Genomic DNA, 18,780 nt, shown 5'->3' on the forward strand with positions numbered 1-18,780 from the left:
TTAGTTGGCCTTCCCATAATTCTGCTTTAAGTAAAACTCGTAATAATCAAAGACATTTTTGTCTCTATTGGTTTCAAGAACAAGAAAATCAGCAATATTTGTGATGCCTCTGGTCTTGTAAACCATATCAAGAACGTTAGTAATTGATATAAACTCGGCACCTTGAAGTTCCTGGTAAATTCCAAATTTGTGATTGATTGAATTTTCAAGCGCAGCAGCTTGTTTTATTGAAGAATAATGGTAAATTGCAGTTTTATTAGTTACACCTGCAAGTCCTAATTGCAAAGTTGGCACTGCTAAACCGGCCTTGATTACTTCAACATTGTAATTTTTATAAAAATTATCGTGGCCAAAATAAATGTTACCAACAAGTCGCGAATATGATTGCGCTGGTTTTGGTTTTGTAAAAACAAAGAGGATTTTTGTGTTTTTTGGCAGGATTTTTTCAGCAAATTGTTTTGCTTGATCAGCATATTTTTTCTCAAGACCAACTGTTTTTCTGTATTTTCCACCAACAAACGAACCAATTTCGGGTGTGTCGATGCTTTCAAGGCGAACGCTGAAACTTTTTGGCAATAAGTCTGTTTTTAAAGGGTTAATTTGTACAGTATCACCATCAGTTCAGTTTTCAATTTTTGCTGGAACTATTGCAAAAAATTCTGAATTTGGCAAGACATCATTTTTAAATTTTTGCTTGTCTTTTTCAGTTCACTTGTATTTTTCATCCAAAAATTTGGCAACATTTTTTGCATATTCACTTTGGGAATTGTTTAAATCATCAAACGGATTTTTGGAAAAAGTTTCAATTTGATAGTATTTTTGTGCATTTGTAAAATTAAAGCTAGTACTTGTTTTTTCCAAACAAGATATAGTGAAAAAAGGAACTGAAGTCAACAAAGTGAGACTAAAAAATAATTTTAGGCGAGACATTGTCATAATTTTTTCCGATTTTTAATTGTTTTGTTGACGTAAAAAGGCAGGCCCTAAATTTGTTTGCAAAAGTTTCAAGAATTCTGCAAAAGTTTGCTTTTTTCCTGAGCCAGAACGCAAATTTTGCACCTGCATAATTGTTGAATGGAGTGTTTTTCGAAAATCAGCTGAAATCGCATCGGCAACATCTCCCTGAAAATGATAGCCTTTTTTACTATTTTCATCTGAAAATTTTTTAAAGGAATTGAAAGCCAACGTTTGCCCTAAATCTTTTGGATTATAAATATTTTTTTCAAAAATTGACTTCAATGGCAGCAAATAGGAACTTGATTTTGCAAAAAATTCAATTGGTGTAATTTTGCCACCGGCACCAAAATCGACTTTTTCTGTCAAAATTCAGTTCAAAAATTCCTTCACAGCTGCATCCTCTTTTGCGGTCGAGTGAATTGGAATCAGATCAGGACCCTGCGCAAAGATTATACTAGTTTTGCTGTTTTTATCAAATCTATAAGGTGCGGGTTCGATTGAAAATTCACCTTCGTTGACAGAAGCAGAACCTTTTTGTTCCTTAATTTCCAAAAAACCAGGAATTACAGTGGGTTTGTATTTTGGTTCCTTATCTAAAATTTGGTAAGATTCTTGTGGCAAACCTGCTGCTTCAGGGTTTGCATCTGAAAAATAAAAGAGTTTTTTATTGGGATTTTTTTGCAAAAGTTCCTTGATTTTTGGCAAATATTTTGCACTAATTTTCACAGTACCATACTTATTTTTTGAAGGATCAAGAGGTTTTAAAACCAAATCTTTGGAAACATCAGCTAGGTTATTTTCTTCAATCACTGCAGAATACCCAGTATTTATTGGGTAAAAAATACTTGTTTTTTCGCTGTTTTCACCAAATTGATAGCTGACAGAATAAGTATTTTTTGTTGTTCCTTCAACTGCGTTATATTTTACACCAGCCGTTGTACCAATTGAAAAAACCATTTGGTGATTGCGAAAATAAATTGAATTATATTCTCCTGATGTTGAAAAATAAGTGGATTTATCATCAATTCCTGAAGTTATCAAATCATAAACTTTATTGAATTGTTGGTATCTTGCTGATTTTGGATCATTAAGGTAAGATGTGTAATCAACAATTTGCTTTTCTTTATTGAGCACAGCAATTTCTTTTGTTCTGTCGGCGTTATTCAGTGAACGTGAAAGTGAATAAATTAAAGTCACTGAATTATCAATTCCAAGGACAGATTTTGCTGAAGAGAGAGTTGAACCAGAAAGTGCATTTGGAAAAGATTTAAGAATCCTTGACGATAGTTTTTGTAAATCACTAAAATTTTCAAGGTCAGATTTCTTAAATTCATAGCCAGCAAGACCATCTTTTACAGGAACATAATCCTTTCAAATTTCTTCAATTTTTTTAACATCATCAGTTTTAACAGCAACTGAGTCAGTGAATTTTTTAAAAAATTCAGCATCTTCATTCTTAATTGTTGCTTTTTGCAGCTGATTTTCATTTCCAATCGGAGATTCAGTTGCTTTTTTGATTATTCAACCAAATAAAATGTTGTCAATTGCCAAGTATTCAGTTGATTTTGCAAACGGAATTGTATAAATTCCTTTAGGGTCAAGGAAAGGAACTTCTGCATTTATTTCAAGAAATTCAGGAATTGCGTTGTTTTTTAAGAAATTTTTTAATGATTTTTCAGTTGCATTAGCTGGTTCAAGATCCGATCAAAAATCACTAACAATTGGCAAAGACATACCATATTTGTTCACAATTGCAAGTAAAGACGAATAATTTGGAACAAGATTTGGAAGTTTAATTCTGTCCTTTGAAACTAAATAACGCTCAATTGTTTCGGAAGCAGCGGTGTAACCTGACGCAAGATTGACAATTTCCATTGGGATAAAATTAGGGCGATTTTTTTGCTGCAGGTTTCAGAGTTCAACTATTTTTACAAGCGCATCTGTAATTGGCGATTTTGCTGAAAAAGAATGTGCGAAAACTAATTTATTGTCCTCATTTCCGTCAAATCTAAGCGATTTTGCACTGCAATTAGCAGCTAAAAATGCAACAGGTGCCAAACCAAAAATACCTGTTAACAAAAGTTTTGTTATTTTTTTTAAAAAATTAGAATTTTTTGTCCTTTTTCGCTGTTTTGTGCTTTTTTTCAATAATTTCATAATTTTTATTCTCTTTTCTTAATATTAAATTATGTTCAAATTATGCTGGTTTTTCAGCGCTTTTTTCGGTATTAATTTTCAATCTAACACCAATGTTATTTTTCAATTTACTAAGAAAATAATCAAAATTAAGATCTAATGTAGGATCAGTTTTGACGTTATTGTTGACTTGCGATAAAGTTGTAAGAACAACTTCGCGGAAAATATTTGAATCAGCGCTGGCTGGTTCGACAAATAATTTAAATTTATCAGGATTCTGAGCTTGTTTGTGAAACTCATCAAAAGCAGTTTTTAAAATTTTACTTTTGGGAATTGCGGGATTAGTTTCAAAATCAGACTGCAAATTTTCTTTTGTTGGATTAAAATTTGCCGCTGAAAGGGCGAGAAAATCACTCGGAGTAATAGTGATTTTCTCATTTTTTTGAGTAGTAAATTCTTGCTTTTCGGAAACAAACCATTTAACAAAATTCAATGTCGCCTTGTCCTCGATATCGTTGTTGTGAAATCCAATCAGTGAAGGGCCCTGAGAAGTAATGACTTCAAACTTGTTGGATTGTTGGAGTTTTGTTGGTTCAGGAAGAATCATTAACTCGTGTTCATTCAATTTTTGGTCCGAATTGGAAAAAATACTTACTTTTTCCGATTTTTTTATTAATTTAAAACTTTTTGAATCATTTTTCTTAAAATCTTTTTGTAGAAAAGCAAATTCTGATTCTTGCAATTTGCTTTTAGTTTTTTGATCAGCAAGCCATTTTTCAAAATCTGGGTCTTCAGCTAAGAAGCTAAAATTGTTAGGATCAATCTCGTTATTTGTATTTATTGATTCTTTTATTGCATCAATTAAATCTTTATCAGTATTTGGGTCCAAATAAATACTGTTTTTAGAATCAATTTCCCGACCTGAAGCTACTACTGGTTGACCTGAAGTGAAAATATATCCGGGGGTGTTGTCTAAAATTTGGTGGATTCTGGCAATTGCATTTGCTGGTAAATTAGAATCAGAAACCACTTTTCAAATTTTGCTTTTCGAACCAACAGGATAATCAAGATTTTCGCTACCAGATTTTAGACGCAAAAAAGTTTGGCCTTTTTCATCAAAGTTTCTTGTGTAGTTACTTGTTGAAGTTATTGCAAAAATCAACTGATGATTTTTTAAATAATCGCTTGCCTTTTTATAAGGATTAGTGGGTCCGACTAGATTATTTTTAAATAAACTAGCAAAAATATCAAAAGCTTTTTTTGCATTTTTATAATTTTCACTTGATTTGTCAAAAAGCGAATTATAATTTAGCGATTTACCATCTTGTTCACGAAAATAGGTTGATTTTGAATAATCAGCGTTGGCTTCAGCAAAAGTCGCAAAGAAAAAAGTCGATGCCGGATCGTTAATACCAAGCATGAAATTAACTTGTTGAGTTGCGTCACCTTTTCCAGCGTTTGGAAAAGATTTCTTAACGCGAATGATAAAGTCGCTAAGCTCCTGGAAATTTGTCAATTTATCAAAACTAAAAGTGTAATTTTCAAAACCATCTTCACCTGGTGAAGGATTTTTGTATTCCCCCCAAACTTTTTTTATGTATTCAAAGTCGGTTTTGTTTTGATCAAGTGCCTCAACTTTTGCTTTATCACTCTCAACTATCTTGAAATTTTTGGCAGTTTTGGCGCCTTCAAGAATGTATGCCAAAACTGGTTTGTCAATTAAAAGAACCTTGGAAGTTTTTAAAATTGGTAAAAAGGGGATTCTTTCTGGGGCGATTTCAGGTAAATTTTTCGTTTCAAAAAGAACTTTTTCATCATAAATTTGATTAATTTTTTTCTCCAATTCAGGAGAATCGTTGAAATCCAAAAGCATTCCGTATTTATTTACTGTTGCTGCAAGTGCTGGATAATTTAAGGTTAAATTTGGAATCTTTTTATTTTCCCTTGCAACCAAAAAAGATTCCAAAAAATTTTGATCTTTGGTGTAATTATTTAAAACACTATCTAATTTTGCTGGCAAAAATCCTGATTGCTTGTTTATAACTTCGGGTTTTTTATTTCATTTTTCAAAAATTTGTTTTAATGCTTTTGTTCTTTGGTCAGATATTGGAAAAATAGCACGAAAATCAATTGATTCGTCAACTTCTGTGTCATATCGATTTGGATTTTCCTTTTGGGATGGGAAATTTTTTTTATCATTAATAATACAAGAAACAAAAAACGGCAAGGAAACAAATGGGACTAAAAGTAATGTGGTTTTTCTGATTTTTTTTATAAAATTTTGTGATTTTTTCATTGTTTTGAAGTAAATTTTATCCTTTTTTGTTGCTAATTTCAATAATTTATCAATTCTGATTTAACTGGTGTTATAACAAATTGTTTTCAATATCATTTCTCCATAAATTATTTTCAAAAAATACAAAAGCACAACAAAAAAACTATCAACAATTTTGTTAAGCCAATTTTTAAATTTTGGCCAACTAAACAAAGATAATTTTAAGTTGTGCTTAGACATTTGTTATTATTATAATATTTTTCTAAAATTTTTCTAAAAAATTTACTTTTTTTATTTCTTTTGCGCATATTAAGGATAAGATTTTAGAATGTTTTTAGTTTTAAAAAAATACAAAAATAACGGATTTTTAGACATAATTTTGGATTTAGATCACCTTAATGTGCAAAAAAGTGAAAAATTTAAGAAAAAATCCCATTTTTCATGTAGATTGGTCAAGAATTGATCCAAAATTATGTTTGAGAAACAAATTGAAAAATTTGCTCCATTTTAAGGCATTTTTTTAAATCAAATCCAAAACTATGAAATTCTAATCGAATAAAGATTGGTTCTAAGCGCGCTCAGAAAGCTGTCAAAATCCGCTTTTTCAGGATGTCCACCCAACACAACTCGGCCCATTTGGTTCAGACTAGCAAGAATCACCTCGCGAATCAAGGATGAGCGTGAGTCGATCGGATCGATGTAAAAAACATTGCTTTCAGGGTCATCATTTACCTGTTTAAAGTTTTTGAAAGCAGTCCGAAGGGCGTTATTTTGGCGAAATTTAGATTTATTTGTCAAACTTGATTGAAAATTTTCACTAGTTGGCGCTAAATAATTACCCCTAAAAGCAACATATTCCGCCGGACTGCCGCTGAATTTGCTCTCACCTGTAGATGTTTTGTAAAAAAAGTCCTGTTTGTGACCCAAAATCCACTTTAAAAAATTCTTAGTTGCAATATCTTCTTCCTCATTTGAATGAAATGCAATAAGATCTGGGCCTTGATATGTGATGACATTTTTGGGGTCGTTTTTGGAATTTTTAAGTGGTTCCTGAAGAAAAACAAGCTCATTTTCATTAAGGTTTTTGTCGCCACCGACATTTTCAATTCAAGCTGACTTGATCAAGAAAATGTTGTTTTCGTTTTGGTTGCCAGTTAAATTTTCAATTGAAATTTGTGCTGAATTTACAGCTAATTTTTGAAAAAATTGGTTAATTCTAGAGTCAAGTGCTAAAAAAATGTCCTGATTTTTGGACAAGGAATCAGTAATTTTTTTAACCTTAAGAATTAAATTCTGATTTTTGGGATCAATATAAATATTTGCATCTGGAAAATCTGGTGTTTTATCACTAATCAAAAAAGAAATTTGGTTTGTCAAAACACCTTTTAGTTTCAAAAGGGCGTTTTTAGGCCGATTTTCAGTCAACCCAAACGGAATAATTTGGTAAATTTGTGAATTTTCTGAAATAGGAAATTTTTCTTTTTTATCACCATTTTTAATCACAAAATTAGAAATTGCTCTGCTAAAACGACGTTCATAATTACTTGTTGAAGAAATTGCAAAGGCGATTTCGTGGTGATTCATAAATAAATTTGCAAAGCTTGGTTCAGAAAATCGACCTGGATAGAAAAAGGCATCAGCTTTAAATAATTCTAAAATTTGATCATAATTTTTCTTTGCAATCAAGTAATTTTGTGAATTTTTTTCATAAAGTTTTGAAAAGCTGATTTGCTCCATATTTTTCCCTTCATCCTTGAGGACTTCAAACATAAATTTTGCATAATCAGCGCCTGCAGAAGCGAATATTTTTGAAAATAATAAATTTGGAATATCATCAAAACCAAAGGGAAAATAGGCAAAATCGGTGTTTGCTGGTTCCAATTTAAAACTTTTTTTAATTCGCAAGGCAAAATCAAATAATTGATCAAAATATTTGAAAATGTCCTGTGAAAATTCAAAATTAGCTCAAGGATTAGCGACTTTTTCAAAACTTTGTAGCTGCCAAAGTTTCTTAATTTGGGGCAAATCAGATTCTGATTTGCGAAATTGACTAAAAAATTCTTCCTCACCTTGTTTAATTCTAGCCCCATTTTCCAGTGCTTTTTCGATAATATAAGCCATAACAGGACCATCAACGACAAGGGTTTGCGAAGATTTTACAAAGGGAATCGTGTAAATTCCATCCTCGGATAAAGTGGCGATTTTGCTGTTTGTTTCAAGAAATTTGCTATGATAAATTTCCTTAATTTTTTGGGTTAAATCAGGAAAGTCTTTCAGATTCAAAAGCATTTTATATTTTGCAGCAATTGCTGCTGCTGCTGGATAATTTAGCACCAAATTGATTGTCTGCGCCTTGTCCTTTGCAGAAAAAACTTGACTGAATTTCGTTGCCATGGGCGCATAATCAACATCGTAAGAAGGTGTTAATTTGATCGGAAGAAACTCTCTATTGGTTGTGTCAAGAACTTCGGGTTTGCTGTTTCAAATTTGGACAACTTGATTTAGCGCTTTAAATCTTGCCTGTTCGGTTGTTCAGCTTGTCACCATTTGCAATTTTCCGTCTTGATTGCCGTCAAATCCGAATTTTGAATCAGATTTAGTGTAACAAGAAATTAAGCTAGCTGCTGAAATAAAAATCGGTAAAAGTAATAAACCTTTCGATTTTTTTATTTTTTTTAACATTTTTTTAGAAAAATCTTTCACTCTTTTTAGATATAAAAATAAACCATAACCAAAATATTAGTTTGTTCAAATTTAAATAGGAAACAATTTAAACAAAAAACAATCAATATTTTGGTTATGGTTTACTAAACGGGAGAATTATAACATAATAAATTTAAAATGTTTTTCATTTAATTAGAAATTTTTATTTACAAGGCTTAACAAAAAAACTTCAAATCCTAATTTGTCATTTATTTTGGATTTTTTAATTCTTGTATCTAGAATTGCAAGATCAATTATCAGTTTTTGCAACTTTTGAATCCCAATATTTTTGTATAAATCAACTGCTTTATTAACTTGAAAGCTTGAAATTGACATTTTTTGGGCAATTACAGTATTTGAAAATCCGATTTGCTTATAGAGATAAACCATAAATGATAGTGATAATTTTGAATTTATTTGGCCAATTAGGAGACTTAAAGTGACACCCTCTAGCAATTTTTGGCGATAAAAATTTAAAGTACTTTTTAGGTCAAAATTGACAAATGAATTAACAAAGTCTCAAGGTGAAGTTACAAAATAATCGCTAACAAAATTTTCAATAATTGAAGAATTTATCTTACAATTTAAGCTTGATAATTTTGAGATTTCATTGTAAATAATTTGCCCTTTTAATGGAAGTTGTGACTCAATTTTGGTTAAATCAGCCGAAGTTAAATTTAATTTGAATTTCATCGCCACTTTTTTAATAAAGTCAACAACATTTTGCGAATTTAACTCGGTAGTTTCAAATAATTTTGCAAAAGGAGAAAAAGTCTTATAAATTACTGAAGATTTAAGGTCGTTTTTGCTAAAATTTTCATCAAAAATATACTTAAAAATCACTAAGTGTTGTGTTTTCTTGATTTTTGCAATCAAAACCTTATTTATTTTCGCGCTCGGCGAGAATTGCAAAAAATTATTAAAAATGAAAATTTTCTTTGATTCAAAAAGTGAAAGATTGGCAACATTGTCGCCAATTAAATCCAAATTATCGCCTGGAAAAAACTGAATTACATCAGCTTTTTCGTTCTCTATGAGGGTGAAAATCTTTTTCTGGACAAAGAAAACGTCGCTTCCATAAACAAAAAACATATCAATGAAATTATACAAGAAATAATCAATGAATACTGTTGAATTTTAAAGTCAAAAACTAAAAACTGAATTTCTGTAATGAAACCGACCGAATTGACAAAAAGATCGCTGATCCACTCAATAATCGTTGGATTAAAAATAAAAATGAACATAATTATGTAAAAAAGGGTAAAAAATGCCGTAAATACAAGGGTATTTAGTGGTGACATCATGTTATAGTTAGAATTGTAAAAAGCTGAAAAAAGACCACTAAATAAATTCACAAAAAGGAAATTTACTATAAACTTATGTCATTTTTTTGGAAACCTAACTTGATTAATTATCACAATTATGAAACTAATTGTAAAAGATAAAATAAACCCTAGTGAATAAAAAACTAACACATTTGAAAGTAAAATTAAAATTCCACTTATGGATAAAGTGTCAATTTTGTTCAATTTTTTGTTCAAAAAAGTCTCGTTAATTTGATTAAGTGTTCAAAAAACAAAACCGCGTAAAAAGGAAATTGCAAAATTAAATAAAAAAAGTTGAAATAGCAAAAAAGCAAAAAAAATTGGCCTGTATATATATTTTTTAATTCTCAAAGCCTTACTAATTGCATAAAAAACTTGTTTAAAAAGGTTGATGTGAAAACCTGAAATAACAAAAATTTGATAAACTCCTAACAAAATTAGTCATTTTCTAAGATCATTTGCAAAAACCGGCGTTTCACCCAAAAAAATCATTGGCACTAACATTCTTGAATGATAATTGTTTGTTGTAAAAAGTTGTCGAAGGCCAAAAAAAATGTCATGACTTTTTTCTAAAAAAGTGATTTTTGGCTTGTTTATAATCAAAAAAACACTTCTTGCTTTCAAATAAGTTATTAAATCAAAATCAGGTTTTGAATTTTTTGCTAGTTCCAATATTCCTGTCACCCGGACTTTTGTCCCAATTTCAATATTTTTTCAGGGCAAAAAAATTTTATCAGCTTTGTATTTAACAAAACTGCCATAATTAGTTTTATCAATAATTTTTGATTCAAAACTAACTTCTAAATTAGAAATTTTCGGAATAAGCATTCAATAACTTACACAACAAATAATTCCTAGCACAACAAAAACTAATATTTTTTTGAATTCTCTTGTATAAATTAGAAAAAAAATCGAAAAAATTAGCAAAAAAAGTCATATTACACCGAATTTGTCAATCAAAATTATTAGAAAAACAAGTGCCAAAAAAACCGCTAATCAAGAGTAAAATTTTCCTGCAGAACTTTTACAATAGCTGAGTCAAGTTTTAATTTCCATTTTAAATTTGTCCAGGTTAAACCAGATTTACCTTCCTCTTTTATCAAATTTCTGATTTTTGCAACGGTTTCACGCTCGATTTTTAATTTCTTTGCATAAAAAATTGTCATTTTTGACAAAGGTATTTTTTCAGCTGGCAATTTTAATTCAATTGTTTGATCACTTGTTATTTTAGAATCAAGATTAAATTTTTCAATATCGATTCCACGAATAACCTCGAATTTTGCAAAAATTTCTCGTAAGCTAGTTCCAGGCTTAAAAAATATGGTTCCTGGATTTCTTACACCTTTTAGAATTGTAATACTTATTTCTTCCTCTGGTGCCAAATATGATTCAATTTTATATGCCAAAAAACTAAAGCCACTGATAACTGCAATGGTAACGACTAGCATCACAACGTATGTTTTCCTCATTTATTAAATTTATTTTTTTTGCTAAAGCTTTAAGGAAAAAAATAAAAAATAAGGAAAAAGGCTAAATTAGTATATTAATTTCAGACACATCAAGAAGGGTCTGTCGAAATGAAATAATATAAATTCACGGTTGAACAGAAAATTAAATAAATCAAAATTACTGAATCTAAAGGAATAAAAACTACAATTTTGCATGTGTATGGAATAATTTAATACGAAATTGGTAACAAATGCTTTTCAATAATGGTATGAAAAGTCTAATGAGCGCCTGTGGAAAAGTAAATCTTCTCGCAGACTAAGAAAGAAATACACAATCAGCGATCTTTCTGAAAATAACCATGAAATTTATCAAGAAATAATGAAAAATGTTCTCAGAAGATATGGGATTGATCCTGCAATAGTTATTGAAGAACTTTTAAAAAAAAGAAAAAGAAAGCTTTATGCGATTTTACAGCGAGAATTAATTAATATTGAAGGTCAAAATTTCGAAAATACAACCGTTACCTATCAAAAAAATTCTAAATAATATAGAAACTCAAGACTTCAAAGTAGTTTATCATATAAAACTCCAAGTTTTTATATAAGTTAAATTAATTCTTCAAAATTTTTTAAAAATGAATATGTTAGAAAAAATAAAAATAGAGATTGTCGCAAAATCATAGGAAAAGATAGTTGTTTGATGAGTTTTTTATGCTGATTTATGTAAAATTTTGCAAACATTATTTCATTTAAGTAAAAAAATTAATTTTTTCTAATAAACTTGGTTTTTAAAACATTTTAGTATATAATTTAAATTATTAAACGAGAATAAATTAAAATGGATTTTAAAGACTATAGGAATAATTTTTTGGATTATGTAACTCAAGAAAGATATTCAAGAATATTAAGAATTTTCTCTGAAATAAATTTTTTAACATATAAGAAAAATAAGAAAATAAGTATAGTTAATTGTCCAATAACAACTCAAAGCATTTCGAGCCCAATGGGGCTGGCCAGCGACTCACTACCATATAAAGTTATTTCTAACCAAAACAAGAATTTTAAATTTTATTTAGCAGATAGTATGCAATTTTATCTGGAACTTTTCCTAAGAGCTAACAATGTAAAAGCAGTCGGGTACATTTCTCAAACTTTCAGAGGAGAACAAGTTGATGAAAGACATCTACACCAATTCAATCATTTCGAGATTGAATTGGTGAGTTCGTTAAATGAAACAAAAAAAACAGTAATAAAATATATTAAATATATAATAAAAAATTTATTAAAATATTCCTCGCAGGACTTGGATTATTTCAATTCAAGCAACACAATAAGATTAAAAAAGTGATTAAAATTAAGAACAATTAATGTTTCACATGAAGATGCAATATCGACACTAAAAAAAGAATATAGAGAAGGAATTGAAATTAAACAAGGCTTTGAAATTATAAATTCAAACGGGGAAAAATATTTAATTAAAAAATATAAAAACAAAATTATATGGTTAGAGAGCTTTCCGCATGAATTAGTGCCATTCTACCAAAAAAATAAAAATGGGAAGGCTGTAAATTCTGATCTGTTGATGGGAATTGGCGAGATAGTAGGTGCTGGAGAAAGAAGTGAAACATATAATGAAACATTAAAATCATTGTTAGATCACGGTAATAATCCAACAAATTATGGTTGATATTTAGAGATGAAAAAACAAATTCCTTTAAAAAGCTCAGGTTTTGGCATGGGTCTTGAACGTTTTTTATTATTTTTAATTAATGAAGTAGATATAAGAAATGTTCAGTTGATCCCAAGAGAAACAGATTTAGAAATTTTGCCATAGAAATGAAAAAATTATTACCCCTTATTTCAACGTTAATTTCGACCTTTAACAAAAAAAATAATTTAGATCTACAAATTTTTATAAAGGGCAGTTATCTTTTTTGGGCTAGAGATTTGATTTCGCGAATGCCAAACGATTTGGACTTTGGATTTATGAATTGTTCATTCACTCAAAGAACAAATTTCATTGAATTTCTTTTAAAAAATAATTTTGAAGTTATCAAAAGAGATGAAAATCTGCAAATTTTAAGATATAAAAATTTTCTTGTTGAATTCATAATACTAGAAACTATAAATAAATCATTCTTAGAAGAAACTCAATATAAAAATATACATGAATTAAATTTTAAATACGCATTTTTCCAAAAAACAACAATGATTGGTTATGTATTAGATCCTGTTTACACTCATGATGTTGATAAAAAAATACTTAATATAATAGAAGATTTAAATTTTTGTTGAAATTTAATACCTACCAGGGATGAATTTCTAAATTATGAAAAGGAAATAAAATTTTTGCAAAATAGTCTTTGAAACAGTTTCTTTATTTATTGATATTATAATTACGATCGAATGCTTGACAAATATTTTAGCTTCGAAAAACTAGAAAAATATACGCAATTTTTAGATAATTCATTAAAAATTTGAATTCAAAATTTTTTAGTTTTTATAAAAGATAAATTCAAAGCTAATTTAAATTTTTTCGATGAAATTCTAAAAAAAAGAGAGAATTTTACAAAATTACTGAATAATTTTCTTATTTTTCCTTCATTACCAGGCTTTGAAAAACAATATGTCAAAAAACTATTTGGAGAAACTATCAACACAGAAACAAATGGAGTTTTTCTATCAAAAAATAGTACAAAAAATAACGTTCTTTTTATTTCGCATACTGATGAAGTTGGTGGAATTGTGGTAAATGGCGAAGTTTATAATCAAGGCACTCCGTATTGAGAAAATGGAGTTTTTGAGGTTTATAATCAAAATTCAGAAAAGATAAATGAAATTTTTTGTGAAAAATTAAATAATTTTATCTATTCTGAAGAAAAAATAAGGAAAATTAATAGGCCAACTTTAAGCTGTAATAACCTTAATAAAGATGAAATTTATCAAATTTTTCCCAAATCGGATACAAAAGTTTCTAAATTTGATATTTCTTCGAGAAACCTTGATAACAAAATATCAAACATATTACTTCGAATTCTCTTAACAATGAAAATGGAAAAAAGTATCAATATTCTTTTAACAACCAAAGAAGAAATTCAATTACAAGGCATAAAAGATTTTACAGCAACCAATGAAATAAAAAAATATAAATTTTTAATCAATCTTGATGTTAATCAAGACAAGGATTGAGACCAAGAAGGGGTAAGAATTAGAATAGCCGATCAATTTACTGCCGTTAATATGCCTTTTTACAATAAAATTAGAAAACTTTTTGAAAAAAATGCAATTCCATTTTTACCTTATTTTGGTTCAGGTTCAACTGACATCACAAATTTTCAAAATAAAAATGCAATAACTCTTTCAATTTCAGCTTCAAAAATACATAGCAATTCTTCGTTTTGTTTACTAAAAAATTTTTTCTTTTTGCTTTGGATGTGCAAGGAAATCAATGAGAATCTTTCTTAAAAATTCATTAAAATATACAATTTCACTTGCAACATCGTTAATTGGATCAGAAGCTTTTAAGTTTTCTTCATCCTTATATATTTTTAAAGTGACAGGTGATTTTTGACTTGTTACAATTTTATATTTACTAATACAAATTCCAAATTTAATAGTTTATTTGTTTAGTTCAAAAATTATTCAAAAGTGAAAAAACAGTAAATTAGCGCTATTAAATTCAGATTTATTAAGTATTTTTTCGCTCTTACTTTTACTGATAATATTTTTCAGTATCAAAAATCCTTTAATTTTTTCATTTTCGATAATTCTAATTTTAATAAATACCTTGTTGGGATTCATACATTCATTCCGTTTTATTTATTTAAAAGATATAGTTTATTATTTGTCAAATAACAAAATGGAAATGACAAATTTAAACATTTTTTCCACATTTGCAGCAGCTATAGGATTTTTAATTTCAGCTGTTTTTTCAATAATTTTATATTCAAATCTAGATTTTCACTGACTAATTTCTTTCAATATTTTAACCTATTTAACTTCAGGTATTTTATATTTTAGTTTGAAATTTAACAAAATCAAATTTGATTTTGTTAAAAATGAGGAAGAATTAGACAAAATAGTTAATAAAAATACTATTTTTTATAAGTGATTATTGATTTTGGCTGGAAATTTAATTATTGGCATCTTTCTAATTCCAAGAACAACGATTATACCGCAGTTTTTCACTTACATTAATTCAGAAAGTAAAAGTAAAGTTTTTAACTTTCAAAGTTGAGCTACATATTTGAACTTATTTTTTTCTTTTCTTTCTGTTTTGGGAAGTGTTTTAACTTTTCTAATAACAAACAAAACTAAAATAAAAATAAATTTTAAATTAGTAGTAATAGCGATCGTCTTACTAAACTTATCTTGACTTTTTAGTATTTTTTTGAATAATTTAAATCTCCGTTTCTATTTTTACGTGACAATTATAGGTCTTCAACAAATTTTATTTTCGCTTTTTTTGCCGGTTTTTTACAGCTCTACTTACACCTTATTTGACAAGAAAAAATTTCACCAACAAAACGGTATTTCTCTGGTTTTTCGTATTATTTTTTATTCATTTATTTCAATTATTACAACTACGATTTCAATTTATGTCTCATTTTACTTTTCCTTTCTATTTTTTTCAATCATAATTTCACTTTTAGGTTTAATAACTATTTTTTCTTACTCAAAACTTCAAAAAAATTCAGCTAAACTAAAAGAATCTCTTCAAAATAAGTAAATCAATATAAAAAACTCATCAAACAACTATCTTTTCCTATGATTTTGCGACAATCTCTATTTTTATTTTTTCTAACATATTCATTTTTAAAAAATTTTGAAGAATTAATTTAACTTATATAAAAACTTGGAGCTTTATATGATAAACTACTTTGAAGTCGTGAGTTTCTATATTATTTAGAATTTTTTTGATAGGTAACGGTTGTATTTTCGAAATTTTGACCTTCAATATTAATTAATTCTCGCTGTAAAATCGCATAAAACTTTCTTTTTCTTTTTTTTCTAAGTTCTTCAATAACTATTGCAGGATCAATCCCATATCTTCTGAGAACATTTTTCCATTATTTCTTGATAAATTTCATGGTTATTTTCATAAAGATCGTTAATTATGTACTTCTTTTTTGGTTTGCGAGTAAATTTATTCTTACCACAGGTACTTATTAGACTTTTCATATCATTATTGAAAAGCATTTGTTACCAATTTCGTATTAAATTATTCCATACACATGCAAAATTGCTTTTTTAACCCTTGAGACTTAGTAATTTTGATGTTTTTAATTTTCTGTTCAACTGTGAATTTATATTATTTCATTTAACAAACCTTTCCTGATGTGTCTGAAATTAATATACTAATTTAGCAGAAAAATTTACATTTTTGCTAAATTTAACAATTAAAAATTAAAATTTTCACGTTTTTTACAAAATTTTGCTTGAAAAAACTTAGGAAAAACAGCCAATTTTCTATGGTTTAACCGCGTATTCAAAAAAATAATTTTAGTTTCAGTTTTGTTTAAATTTTTAAAAATATAAAAACAAATTTCATAATCTAATTAAAATTAGAAAGCTAGTTTTCTAATTTTCATCAAGATAATTTTTGCCTTTTTGAACCTCAAAATGTGATAAATCTTGAAAATTTAATTGTCTGTGAATTTCGTAAGCAACAATAACCACTGAATTTGCAAGATTTAGCGATCTTGCTTTTGCCAACATTGGAATTCTGAGACATTTTTTCTTATTTTTTTTTAAAATCTCGATGGGAATTCCAGTTGATTCACGACCAAAAATGAAAAAAATGTCTTTTTTTTCAGTTATTTCTTTTTTAAAATCAACTTCTGTATAAAGTTTTTGACCATACCTGGTGATGAAGAATCAATTTTTTTTACCATATTTCTCACAAAATTCATCCCAATTACGATGAATTTCGTGTTCAATATCAGAAAGTAAAATCCCAGCAGCTGGCCTTTTAAGATGTTTTGGGTCAAGGTCAAAAGCAATTGGCTTGATTATGTGCAATTTTAAATTTGTTGCAAAGCATGAGCGAATGATGTTGCCAGTGTTAGGACCAATTTCTGGCTGAAAAAGAACAACATTAATCATCTAAAAACTCCAAATTAGTGTAGTAAGTGTCGATTTTTATGGCATCAATTGCATCAATTTTTCCCAAAAATAAGTCATATTTTATCTTAATTTTGTTGATTTTAAGATCCAATTGTCAAAGTAAGGAAAAAATGTCGGCTATGTCATTTTCTGAGTGAAATTCATTAGGTATTTTTTTATTTAATTCAAAGAAAAGCGTGTTTTCACCTGCAAAAACTGTTAAAATTTCTTTGTTGATTTCAAGTCTAATTGGCATGTTATTTTTCGGATTGATTGTTTCAAAAACATCAATTTCTACACCATTAATATTATCTTTTGAAATCATTAATGGTCCTATAAAATTAACAATTTCTTGTTTTTTTTCGTTTAAAATTATGCCTGAGGAGAATTTTGCTTTCATTTTTCCAACCTTTTTTCAATTATTTTTGGACCCAATAATCAAATTGCGCTAGCTAATTCAGGTCCGGAAATTGATCAAGTTGTTGCAAGGCGAATCGGAAAAAGCAATTGTTTTCCTTTTATTTTTAATTCCTCACCAATTTGATTAATTATTTCTGTAATTTTGAAAATTTGTCAATCTTCAAAACTGATTTTTTGCACAAAAAGTTCAATTGGTTTTTTATCATTCTCTTGTAAAAGCTGACTAATTTCCTGAGTCATTTTGCTTTCTGGTTTAGAAAAAAAGTTAAAATGCTTTTGAAAATCACTAAATTTAATAGCACTTTTTTGAAAAGTTTCAACAAAAACACGGTTCCACAAATTATCTTTTTCCAATTTTAGTTTTTCTAAAATTGCATCTGGACTCATTTTTGAAATATAAGATTTTGAAAATCAGTTTAACTTTTCAATATCAAAACTTGAAGGTGCTTTCGAAAGTCTTTGATAATCAAAAACATTAATCAACGATTCCTTATCAAAAAATTCCTGTGAATTGTGGCTAGTCCATCCTAAAAGCACAAGAAAATTGAAGAGTGCATGACTATGATAGCCTTGATTTTTATAATCTTCAATGAACTGAAAAAGATTTTTGTCTCGTTTTGAAAGTTTTTTACCGTATTTATCAGTAATTATTGTCAAATGGCCAAATTCTGGTGGTTTTCAACCAAAAGACTCATAAATTCCCAGCTGTTTTGGAGTGTTAGAAATATGCTCTTCACCACGAAAAATATGACTTATTTTCATGTCAAAATCATCAACAACCACAGCGAAATTGTAGGTTGGAAAACCATCAGATTTTAAAATAACTCAGTCGCTAATTGAGCTAGAATCAAAGCAAATTTCACCGCGAACAAGATCATTTCAGCAATATTTTTTTACTGGATCCATTCGAAAACGAATCACAAATTCTTTGTTTTCTAGTCGTTTTTTTTTCTCTTTTTCAGAAATTTTTAGCCATTTTGGATCATAGCGAAAACTAAAAATTCCTTGTTCGGATTGTTGTTTTCGTTGCAATTCAAGTTCATCTGAATTGTCAAAAGCATAATATGCAAATCCTTTTTCAACTAGTTTTTGTGCCAATTTTTGGTATCTTTCCAATTTTTCTGACTGGCGATAGGGCCCATATTCAGTAATTGATCCTGGTTTTTCATCAGGAATAATTCCAAGTCACAGCAAATTTTCAATTTGCGATCTTTCACCTTCAACAATATTTCTCTGAACATCGCTATCTTCGATTCGAAGAACAAAATCGCCATTGTAATGCTTTGCAAATAAATAATTAAAAAGAGCGGTTCTGGCGCCACCAATGTGCAAAAATCCAGTTGGCGATGGTGCATACCGGGTTCTAATTTTCATTTATTTTCTCCTTTAATTTATTAAAAATAATTCATAA

At 28.4% G+C, this 18,780-nt stretch carries 14 protein-coding genes; 4 read left to right on the plus strand and 10 right to left on the minus strand.

All coding sequences use genetic code 4. The features are described from left to right. The 7 genes from IM807_RS04310 to IM807_RS02230 all read right to left on the minus strand — a co-directional run bounded on the left by IM807_RS04310 (position 1) and on the right by IM807_RS02230 (position 10,844). Complete coding sequence (locus tag IM807_RS04310; protein WP_308699288.1) at positions 1 to 936, minus strand: thermonuclease family protein; 936 nt, start codon at positions 934 to 936, stop codon at positions 1 to 3. Between the two features lie 15 nt (positions 937 to 951). Next, positions 952 to 3,114 (minus strand): P68 family surface lipoprotein, encoded by a 2,163-nt coding sequence (locus IM807_RS04315; protein ID WP_196362926.1) that lies wholly within the window; start codon positions 3,112 to 3,114, stop codon positions 952 to 954. Between the two features lie 40 nt (positions 3,115 to 3,154). Continuing rightward, a complete protein-coding gene (locus IM807_RS04320) occupies positions 3,155 to 5,389 on the minus strand; it encodes a P68 family surface lipoprotein (RefSeq protein ID WP_196362927.1) in 2,235 nt (744 codons plus the stop codon). Positions 5,390 to 5,905: 516 nt separating this feature from the next. After that, complete coding sequence (locus tag IM807_RS04325) at positions 5,906 to 8,050, minus strand: P68 family surface lipoprotein (RefSeq protein ID WP_196362928.1); 2,145 nt, start codon at positions 8,048 to 8,050, stop codon at positions 5,906 to 5,908. Between the two features lie 174 nt (positions 8,051 to 8,224). Further along, entirely contained in the window at positions 8,225 to 9,163 is a 939-nt protein-coding gene (gene holA / locus IM807_RS04330; protein WP_196362929.1) for a DNA polymerase III subunit delta, read from the minus strand. After that, the gene (locus IM807_RS04335) at positions 9,103 to 10,224 is read right to left on the minus strand and encodes a ComEC/Rec2 family competence protein (protein ID WP_308699289.1); all 1,122 of its coding nucleotides are present in this window, start codon (positions 10,222 to 10,224) and stop codon (positions 9,103 to 9,105) included. The genes holA and IM807_RS04335 overlap by 61 nt, the downstream gene beginning before the upstream one ends. 164 nt (positions 10,225 to 10,388) lie before the next feature. Beyond that, entirely contained in the window at positions 10,389 to 10,844 is a 456-nt protein-coding gene (locus tag IM807_RS02230; protein WP_196362931.1) for a hypothetical protein, read from the minus strand. Positions 10,845 to 11,223: 379 nt separating this feature from the next. On the opposite strand from IM807_RS02230, the gene IM807_RS03830 reads away from it, so the two are divergent. From IM807_RS03830 to IM807_RS02250, 4 genes are all read left to right on the plus strand, one after another. Further along, positions 11,224 to 11,391 (plus strand): hypothetical protein, encoded by a 168-nt coding sequence (locus tag IM807_RS03830; RefSeq protein WP_230861167.1) that lies wholly within the window; start codon positions 11,224 to 11,226, stop codon positions 11,389 to 11,391. Between the two features lie 291 nt (positions 11,392 to 11,682). Beyond that, complete coding sequence (locus tag IM807_RS02240) at positions 11,683 to 12,678, plus strand: asparagine synthetase A (RefSeq protein ID WP_196362932.1); 996 nt, start codon at positions 11,683 to 11,685, stop codon at positions 12,676 to 12,678. Between the two features lie 2 nt (positions 12,679 to 12,680). Then, entirely contained in the window at positions 12,681 to 14,309 is a 1,629-nt protein-coding gene (locus IM807_RS04340) for a M28 family peptidase (RefSeq protein WP_196362933.1), read from the plus strand. Continuing rightward, positions 14,293 to 15,573, plus strand: a complete 1,281-nt coding sequence (locus IM807_RS02250) for a hypothetical protein (RefSeq protein WP_196362934.1) — start codon at positions 14,293 to 14,295, stop codon at positions 15,571 to 15,573. The genes IM807_RS04340 and IM807_RS02250 overlap by 17 nt, the downstream gene beginning before the upstream one ends. Positions 15,574 to 16,424: 851 nt before the next feature. On the opposite strand, the gene IM807_RS02255 is transcribed toward IM807_RS02250, so the two are convergent. The 3 genes from IM807_RS02255 to gltX are packed head-to-tail and all read right to left on the minus strand — an operon-like array spanning position 16,425 to position 18,743. Next, positions 16,425 to 16,949 (minus strand): tRNA (cytidine(34)-2'-O)-methyltransferase, encoded by a 525-nt coding sequence (locus tag IM807_RS02255; protein WP_196362935.1) that lies wholly within the window; start codon positions 16,947 to 16,949, stop codon positions 16,425 to 16,427. After that, complete coding sequence (locus IM807_RS02260; RefSeq protein ID WP_230861168.1) at positions 16,942 to 17,349, minus strand: hypothetical protein; 408 nt, start codon at positions 17,347 to 17,349, stop codon at positions 16,942 to 16,944. The genes IM807_RS02255 and IM807_RS02260 overlap by 8 nt, the downstream gene beginning before the upstream one ends. After that, entirely contained in the window at positions 17,322 to 18,743 is a 1,422-nt protein-coding gene (gene gltX, locus IM807_RS02265) for a glutamate--tRNA ligase (RefSeq protein WP_196362936.1), read from the minus strand. Before gltX ends, IM807_RS02260 begins: the two co-directional genes overlap by 28 nt. Between the last annotated feature and the right edge of the window lie 37 nt (positions 18,744 to 18,780).

It is taken from the genome of Mycoplasma sp. 'Moose RK', from assembly GCF_015708155.1.
Lineage (GTDB): Bacteria > Bacillota_I > Bacilli_A > Mycoplasmatales > Metamycoplasmataceae > Mesomycoplasma.